Origin of the sequence: Methanohalobium sp. (assembly GCF_018609725.1) — an archaeon.
Taxonomy (GTDB): Archaea; Halobacteriota; Methanosarcinia; order Methanosarcinales; family Methanosarcinaceae; genus Methanohalobium.
The window spans coordinates 21,116-29,501 of sequence record NZ_JAHENT010000129.1 but is presented as its reverse complement, the minus strand read 5'-3'; the positions used below and the strand labels follow the sequence as shown (position 1 = coordinate 29,501).

General features: G+C 35.2%; 8 protein-coding genes. 6 read left to right on the top strand and 2 right to left on the bottom strand.

All coding sequences use genetic code 11. The features are described 5' to 3' along the window. Positions 1 to 266 precede the first annotated feature (266 nt). The 4 genes from QZ276_RS08710 (at position 267) to QZ276_RS08695 (ending at position 3,539) form a co-directional block, all read left to right on the top strand. On the top strand, positions 267 to 1,418 hold the full coding sequence (locus tag QZ276_RS08710) for a Vms1/Ankzf1 family peptidyl-tRNA hydrolase (RefSeq protein ID WP_292487180.1): 1,152 nt from the start codon (positions 267 to 269) through the stop codon (positions 1,416 to 1,418). A 14-nt stretch (positions 1,419 to 1,432) separates the two neighbouring features. Then, on the top strand, positions 1,433 to 1,813 hold the full coding sequence (locus QZ276_RS08705; RefSeq protein ID WP_292487177.1) for a hypothetical protein: 381 nt from the start codon (positions 1,433 to 1,435) through the stop codon (positions 1,811 to 1,813). A 125-nt stretch (positions 1,814 to 1,938) separates the two neighbouring features. Beyond that, positions 1,939 to 3,135, top strand: a complete 1,197-nt coding sequence (locus QZ276_RS08700) for an NAD(P)/FAD-dependent oxidoreductase (RefSeq protein WP_292487175.1) — start codon at positions 1,939 to 1,941, stop codon at positions 3,133 to 3,135. Between the two features lie 17 nt (positions 3,136 to 3,152). Then, positions 3,153 to 3,539 (top strand): DUF1641 domain-containing protein, encoded by a 387-nt coding sequence (locus QZ276_RS08695; RefSeq protein ID WP_292487173.1) that lies wholly within the window; start codon positions 3,153 to 3,155, stop codon positions 3,537 to 3,539. A 4-nt stretch (positions 3,540 to 3,543) separates the two neighbouring features. Here QZ276_RS08695 and QZ276_RS08690 read toward each other — a convergent pair whose 3' ends face one another. Then, positions 3,544 to 4,053: an archaemetzincin family Zn-dependent metalloprotease gene (locus tag QZ276_RS08690; protein WP_292487171.1), complete on the bottom strand. Its 510-nt coding sequence runs from the start codon at positions 4,051 to 4,053 to the stop codon at positions 3,544 to 3,546. A 228-nt stretch (positions 4,054 to 4,281) separates the two neighbouring features. Here QZ276_RS08690 and QZ276_RS08685 point away from each other — a divergent pair, with 228 nt between their 5' ends. Then, positions 4,282 to 5,853, top strand: a complete 1,572-nt coding sequence (locus tag QZ276_RS08685; RefSeq protein ID WP_292487169.1) for a radical SAM protein — start codon at positions 4,282 to 4,284, stop codon at positions 5,851 to 5,853. 84 nt (positions 5,854 to 5,937) lie between these two features. Next, positions 5,938 to 6,714, top strand: coding sequence for a phosphatase PAP2 family protein (locus QZ276_RS08680; protein ID WP_292487167.1), 777 nt, complete (start codon positions 5,938 to 5,940; stop codon positions 6,712 to 6,714). 300 nt (positions 6,715 to 7,014) lie between these two features. Here QZ276_RS08680 and QZ276_RS08675 read toward each other — a convergent pair whose 3' ends face one another. Further along, positions 7,015 to 8,184, bottom strand: a complete 1,170-nt coding sequence (locus QZ276_RS08675; protein WP_292487165.1) for an MFS transporter — start codon at positions 8,182 to 8,184, stop codon at positions 7,015 to 7,017. Positions 8,185 to 8,386 lie beyond the last annotated feature (202 nt).

Below are 8,386 nucleotides of genomic sequence, written 5' to 3'. Positions count from 1 at the left end.
GTGTACCAAGCGGATTCAGGCTTGCGCTGAAATCAAGTAAATCTGATTCATCCAGATTGTATTTCTGGGCGGTTTCGCGAACCAATCCTCCATGTACGCATGGTTGCAGTTGCAGGATTTCTGACCTTACAGGTAAACCGGTGTTTTCAGATGACAAATTAATCAAACCCTCTTTTATCTGATAATATCTGTTTTCTAATATACTTATTTCGATTTAAAAAGGTCTAAAAAACCTTTTTTATTTATAAACCATCCTATATACTTATATGAACAATAGTGAAAAATCAGGAAACATCATAATTGATAAACTAACACCGATAACCGATATTAACATCAAATCCATTTCTGAAAAATCAGATGATAACGATATATATCTATCTATTTATCTCCCCATAGGAAACAAAAACGATAATAAAGTAAACAACAAATTTTTAACATCCAGAACCAAAAATATAAGAAAAGCCCTACCAGAAAAATTCAAAGACCAGTTCGAAGACCTAATCAACACTTCAAAAAAATATTGCAGTCTACCTCAACTGAAAGGTGAAAAGGGAAGAATTCTATTTATTTCACAATCAACTATGTATGTTTTCAGAATTCCACTGGAACCTGAAAGGTATTTGATTTTTGATAATTCACCTTTTCTTCTTCCACTTGCCAGGCTTAGAGACGATTACAATGATTATGGAGTGATACTTTTAGATTCCCATGAATCCAGATTGTTCAATATCCGTTCTGATGCTGTTGAACAGACATCACATCTGTCCACAGACCTGATAAATAAGCATAAAAAGGGTGGATGGAGCCAGATGCGGTTCAACCGTCTGAGAAAAGAAGCTATAAAATCATTCCTTTCCAGTGTGGCAGAATCTATAGAGGAATATTGCAAAGACCATCAGGTCAATGGGTTAATAATAGCTGGACCGGGGAATGCAAAAAAAGAATTAAGGGATATATTACCTGAATGGATTAGAAATAAAGTAATGGATATAGTAGATACACCAATGGATGTTTCAGAAAAAGAGCTTGTTAACACTGGTGACAGTATATTAAAGACTAATGACAAATCATACTCAAGAGAAAAAGCCAATGAGTTCAGAGCTACTGTATTGAGTGGTGGTCTGGCTGAATATGGTATCGATGCTATTAAAAATGATCTTTATCAGGGAAAGGTTAGTGTTCTTTTAATTTTGAACAATATTGCAGTTCCCGGTAGTAAATGCGAAAAGTGTCAGGAACTTCATGTTATTGGTAACTCCTATCCATCCTGTCCAATCTGTGGTGGAACTACTTCAAAAACTGAGATTATTGAAAAACTTTACGAGATGGCACAATATACAGATGCAGAGGTAGAATTTGTGAATGATGATAAGTTTTTGGAATCAATTGGTGGTGTAGGAGCTATTTTAAGATATTAAAGGGGCTGTAAAATATGGATGAAACTGACAAACGTATTGATGAACTGGAAACCAAGATGTTAAATGAACTGAAAGATTGTTTTAGCAGAATACGTCATATTAAAAACAATTATACAAATGTTGACTACCTGCTGGATGAAATGGAAAATGAATTTGGAATCAAATCATCCGGTAAAAAAACAGAAAATAAATACAGCAAAAATGAATTGGTAAAATCAATCTATCTGGATATTTATAGAGAAACCGGTGAAGATTTTGTTCCGATAGAAGATATAATAGAAAGAGCTCAAGTAGAAGGTGCAGACAGAGAAGATATCCTTAAATTAATCGATGATTTACGTTTGCAGGATTATTTAATCCAGTTGAATGATACCATAAAGTACAAACATATATGATTAATTTTTGATACTTCTATTTTTTATCAGTTTTTATCAGCACATAATACCTTTTAAATATGACAAAACTCCATATATACATTTAAAGCATATTGTAACTGAATTTATTGTATAGGGGAGTACACATGACAGAAAAAGTATTGATACTGGGTGCCGGCTATGCTGGTACAGTAGTTGCAAACAAACTGGCAAGAGAATTCAGGAGAGAAATCGCCAGAGGAGATTTGAATGTAACTATATTGGATAAAGATGATATGAATATAAATCAGGGTGGGTTTACATTTTTACCATTCGGGCTTTATTCACCTGAAGACCTTAAAAGACCGAGGAAAGAAGTAATTAGCCCCAGGATTAATTGTGTTTTCGGGGAAAATGGTGAAATTACTGGAGCAGATTTGGAGAATAGAAAAGTACAGGTTAAAAGCGGTGATACATTCAGCTATGATTATCTTGTAATTGCTACTGGAAGCACTACAGATATAAGTAATATACCGGGTCTATCAGAGGATTACAACACATTCTATACTTCAATGGATGACGCTTTTAAACTGAAAGAAAAAATCGAAAACTTTGAACAGGGCCGTATTGCTATATCAGTTGCACAGATGCCTGTTTCATGTCCCGGTGCTACTGTTAAATTTGCGGTAATGCTGAATGATTATATAAAATTCATGAAAACTGAAGAGATGTGTAAAAACATACAGATTAGTTTCTTCTGGCCAATGGAGCCGATTGGACCACCTGAGTTTAATAAGGTTGCTACAAAGGTTTTTGAGGACGACAATATTGAAATTAATAGGAATTTCAAACTTGCTGAAGTTGATTCCAAAAACAAGGAAATAGTATCACAAAACGGTGACAGAGAGAAATACGACCTGTTGATAACAACACCCCCTCATAAATCACCACAACCAATAATTGATTCCGGATTGACTGATGAAACTGGATGGATACCTGTAGATAAATTTACTCTACAATATCGAGGTCCAGCAGGCAACCATGACGAGGTTTATGTTGCTGGAGACTCTGGACCTTCAAGTGTTATAAAATCAGGAATAGGAGCTCATTATCAATCACTTGTTGTAAGTCACAATTTGATAAATGATATACATGGTCACGGAACAAAGGTATCCTACATGGGTGAGGTAGGCTGTCCATATATCGGAGCTATGCCCACACCATTTACAAAAGGACAGGCATACATTCCGTCATGGTCTTATGGTGCTCCTCCTGAATCATTTGAACCCACAAGGCTCGGATGGTACATATACAGGATGTACTATTATATACACTGGGATGCAGGCCTAAAAGCATTGTTCTAAAACTGGAGGGAGTAATAATGTCAGAAGAAGAAAGAAAAGATGTTCAGGGAATGGAGCTTGACCCTAATGACCTTGACACACTGGTTGATATGCTCAAAACCTATAGACTCTTACAAAATTACATGAATGATGAAACATTGAAAGGTATAGCAGATGTAGAATCCAGCATGTTTAAACTGTTAAACGCCATGATAAGTACTGATTTTGTCGATGTGCTTGAAAGGGGTTTGCAGGAACCTGAATTCGACAAAGCTCTGCTTGAACCTCCACAGCTTGGAATGATGGGAATAATCCGGGAGCTTAAAGATGAAGACGTTCAAAAAGGTGTAGGAGTAATGATGGAATTGCTTAAAGCTATCGGAAAAGCGTCAACTGAAAACAATGAATTCAAAAGCAGACACTGATATATCAAAATAGAGCTTGGCATTTTGAACAAAGTCTGTAACTTTTGGTATCGGTATCTTCCAATGAATTTGAAAAATGCATTACACATTCTTTGTTTGGGCAGTGTTTGAAACCAAACATATGTCCAATCTCATGTATAGCTTCTTTTATTATTCTATTTTTAAACAGTTCATAATCTTTCGGCAACTCGTAATATTCATTCCTCAACCGAGTTATGGAAATCACGGCTACTTTGTTGCTGGCTTCACCAAACACAAAATTAAGCTGTGGAACATAAAGATCTATATCCGTAATACCCAGAACATGAGATGCGTCTTCTGGTATTGTTTCATACATTTCTTCAAGAATCGTTGATGAATGATACTGACCCCTGTCCAGATTATATGCATTTTCCGGAACATCCATAGGCAGGTCAACTTTTACAAGAACACCAAATGCCTCATTTACAGGGTCTATTAGTTCTGAAAGGATAGTATTTTCGATGTGTCCGATAGGTCTTAAATATAAAAACATTGTTCTACACCTGATAATAAACAGTACGTTATATGTTTGTTATTGTGTGATATATAATTGTTGCAAATATTACCAATTATCAATTTCTTTTGGATACCTAAAAATTTGTTATAAGGAAACATATAAAAGAACTGGTTTAAATATATAACGTCTGGATTTGTCAAAACAAGGAAGTAGAATTTAGAATATTTTTTTATACACAAAAGTTGGGGAATAGTAGGTGTGATTATGAGTAAAATTAGAGGATTATTTCACAAAGGTCACATCAGCCCAAAAATTATTTTAACTGCTGATGAAACCCTTATGAGCCAATATCGTTGGGGGATGTTTGTAGGGTTTTCTACCTGCATACCTAAGGGTATAATACCCGACTGGATGTTTTTCAGTATATGGTCACCTTCTGTGAAAAGTAAGGATGGTAGAGTTTTAAACGCTGATTGTGGTTTACGAATCATAGAAGCTTCACTTGCAGATAAATTCGGGGCTGATGAAGTTGCAGTTGTCCATCCAAATGATATCGATAAAGTAGCAGGTGGCAGGACAGAGATTATAGCTATTACAGGTCATGATTATCTGGGTATCAATCCTCCTACATCAGAATTTGTCGATATTGTGGACACAGGACCACCACTTAACAGGGTTAAATTTTTGGACCTTATGAAAAAGCCCATTATAAAAGAAAAAACCGTTATTGCTGGGGGTAAATCAGCATGGCAACTTGCTGATAAATCCTTAATGGATAAACTAAACATAGATTATGTTCATCTTGGCAGAGGAGAAATAACAGTTCCTGAAATGGTTGAATCAATACTTAATGGAGAAAAACCTTCAAGGATAATAGAAGGGAAAGAACCAAACGTGGATAATATCCCGAATATCAAGGGAGCTACAATCCATGGTCTGGTAGAAGTTTTCAGAGGTTGTGGCAGAGGATGCTCATTCTGTACTCCCACTATGCAAAAACTTCGTTTTAAACCTGTTGAACATATTTTACAAGATGTACAGACCAATGTAAATTATGGGCAACATTCTATAATTCTGCATTCTGAAGATATCCTCAGATATGGTTCCAGAGGTATAAAACCTGATTCAGAACAGGTTCTTGACCTTTTCAAACAGGTTGTATCTACTGAAGGTGTTGATAAAATAGGTACAAGCCATCTGGCACTTGCAACTGTGTATTCCAACCCGGAACTTGTTGAATCGGTCACAGATACCTGCTATTCATCACTGGAACAAAATTCGCTTGGTGCTCAAACAGGTATAGAAACCGGAAGTACACGATTGATAGCAAAATATATGGAAGGAAAGAGTTTGCCAGAACCACCTGAAATATGGCAGGAAGTAGTAAAACAGGCATATGGAATACTTGATGATAACAACTGGATTACTGCAGCCACGCTTATAAACGGTCTTCCGGGTGAAACCACCGATGATATTAATTCAAGTATTGACCTTGTAAAAGATTTGAAAGGAACTTCATCTTTAATTGTTCCCATGAATTTTGTATCTATGAAGGGTTCAGCACTGGACAATGAAGATTCATTCACCATGGACAAAATGAAACCAGAAAACTGGCAACTTATGGGTGAATGTATAGAACATGATTTAGAAGTTGTTCCTCATTTGTTGAAAAACTATAAAAACGATACAAGTATAAAAAGCTGGATCCTTGAACATTCACTGAAAAAAACCGGAAAAAGAGTTAATAAATATGTAAATCGGATGAAAAGAGGAGAGCCACCCGCTGACAGTACAGAACCAAGTAAATGGTTAAATCCTGACCTTTCAGATTTTTGATTTATAGCTGACATACAATATTCAGGCAGGATAATGGTATCAGAACATTTGCTGAGTGTTATCACGTTATTTGTTGTTAATTTTTTGTCAATTATAGGGTACTATGTATTCATCCCTTCAGAATTTAAAAACGACCACAACAAACCTCAAAAACGAAAACTTGTTATTGATACATTAATATATATTATACCTATAATTTCGGTATATGTTTTTATAAATGTTGAGAATAATATAGCAAACCATTTGGGTATTGTTCCACGTAGCAGTTATACCAAGTATTTGATAATGATTGAAGGGGATATTGTAAATTATGTCCAATACATAGCCAATCCGCTTTTAACATACATTAGCAGTGCTGTATACCTTTTTGCGTTTCCATTCTTGCTTGTGTTTACATTTTTCATTCTGGTGTATACTCAAAAACTTAAGCTTTTAAAACAATTCACAATAGCGTTTATTTTAATTTATCTGATTGCCTATCCTTTTTATGTCCTATTTCCCGTAGAGGTAACTGGTTACACACTTAAAAATGTTGAACCCCTGCTTTATGAGTTAAGTCCTATAATATCACAGGGTATCAGGATGAGTGACCCAAATCTTGATAATTGTCTGCCAAGCCTTCATACAGCACTCTCTGTAATGTCTATGCTAATTGTTTTAAAATCTGGATTAAGGCGATACAAAATGTTTGCTATCAGTGTTACTACCGCAATACTTTTTACTACATTGTATCTTGGAATACACTGGATTATTGACCTTATTACAGGATTCATTCTTGCTTTCGGTGTTTTTTATATTACAGACAAAAACCTTCATCTTTTTAAAATACCTGATAGATTCAAAATTAACCACAGACTGTAATATATCTGTCCTTACGAAGAAGGGGGTGCAGGGGTAGATAAATCCCATGAGTTTAGAGCTTATCCGACAATTCGATACTATCAATTTATTTTATTTATTATTTAAATAAATATAGATTAAAGATTAATTTACTTCTTAATAGCATTTATCCGATTATCCAAAAAACAGAGACTGACACTGTCGCTTGGTATAAGATAAACGATTAGAACTGATAATTTATGTTACTTGGTAGGTTTCTTTGTATAAGATATCCACCTTAACATTAATTGTCGGACAGGCTGTTTAGTCGTGGGAGAGCAGTCAGTGGTTTGTTTCATAAAACCTTGCTTTTGTTAAATAAACTGATAGTGCAATGATGAATCCGAAAATACTGGATACAATAAAAATCATATCCATATTAAAATAAAACAGGACTATACCCAGAACCGAGGGTGCAACAGTTTGACCGATGTATTTCATTGTATTAAAAATCGAAACAATTCCTCCCATTATATTACTCGGTGATACCTGAATTATTAATGTTGTTAAAAATGGCTGTATCATTCCAAATCCTGCTCCAAAAAGAAGTAACAATAAAAATGTTGATGGCACAGTATTTACAAATGGGAAGCCTGCAATAGCAGCACTTAGCAGACCAAAACCCGCTGACATCACTATATGTTCAGAATATATTTCAGACAATTTTCTTGCCTGTGAAGCCACCACTATAACCGATGCACCGCGTAAACTGAGAGCTATACCCGCCCCCTGAGATGTGAAATCAAAACTGTCTTCCAGTATAAAAGGTACATAGATAATTACAGAGTAAAGCAGAAAAGCTATTGCAAAACTTAAAAAAATCGTGTAGGAAACTCTAAAATCTTTTAATGCTTCTTTTATATCTGTAAGTTCAATTGTTGCTTTGCCTGTAAATTCTTCAGGATTTGTTTCAGGAAGTGCAAATACTGCTACTATGGCTATCGGAATAGTTAGACAGTAAAAAAGAAATGGGAAATTCCATCCAAAAACACCCATACTTCCCCCGATAAACGGTAAAAATACCGCACCTATTGCTATGGAAATGCTTCTTCTACCCATAGCATGAATACGTTGTTTACCGCTGTACAGTCCTCCTATCATGGTCATAGCAAGAGGTGTCATTCCTGCAACTGCTGAACCCTGGATAAATCGTATAAAAAGAAGCAGGGTTAAATCTGTTGCAAAAAAGGCCGCCATCCCGGATAAACCGTTTACTATCAGGCAGGGGATTAGTATTTTTTTATGATTAATTCTATCTGTAATGCTTCCTATCACCAATGTAAACAATGCAGTGGATAGTGTATATACTGCCAGAATCAGACCTACTGCTTCACGGCTTGTGTTTAAAGGTTCAACTATGGTCGGTAAAACAGGTCCCAGCAATGTACTGCCTGACATCCCGAAAAAGGTTATCAGGCACAATATAAACAGTGTTATTCTATCAGAATTCATATTTTGAATACAAAATTTGCTCAATTATGAAGTTATAACCTATGTAATACAACGGATTTATTACAAAGATAAAGCCTTAAAATAATTTATCGTCCATATTTACAGTACTTCTGTTTTTATCATGTTTTTATCAGTACTTAAAACCCTTTATATAAAGCTGATATTATATAGCAGTACTGATGATAATTAGAAGTATCAAAGA